The sequence below is a fragment of the Photobacterium alginatilyticum genome (genome assembly GCF_009910675.1).
GTDB classification, from domain to species: domain Bacteria; phylum Pseudomonadota; class Gammaproteobacteria; order Enterobacterales; family Vibrionaceae; genus Photobacterium; species Photobacterium alginatilyticum.
The window spans coordinates 1-307 of record NZ_RSEJ01000433.1 but is presented as its reverse complement, the minus strand read 5'-3'; the positions used below and the strand labels follow the sequence as shown (position 1 = coordinate 307).

Annotated in this window: 1 rRNA gene; it reads right to left on the bottom strand. The window is 50.5% G+C overall.

Annotation, left to right across the window (positions count from 1 at the left end):
• Positions 1-307 (bottom strand): 23S ribosomal RNA (locus EIZ48_RS29000); the annotation flags it as partial.

The following is a 307-nucleotide window of genomic DNA, read 5'->3' as shown; positions in this document are numbered from 1 at the left end:
CTGCCCATGGCTAGATCACCTGGTTTCGGGTCTAATCCTAGCAACTGTACGCCCAGTTAAGACTCGGTTTCCCTACGGCTCCCCTATACGGTTAACCTTGCTACTAAAATTAAGTCGCTGACCCATTATACAAAAGGTACGCAGTCACACCACGAAGGTGCTCCTACTGCTTGTACGTACACGGTTTCAGGTTCTATTTCACTCCCCTCACAGGGGTTCTTTTCGCCTTTCCCTCACGGTACTGGTTCACTATCGGTCAGTCAGGAGTATTTAGCCTTGGAGGATGGTCCCCCCATGTTCAGACAGG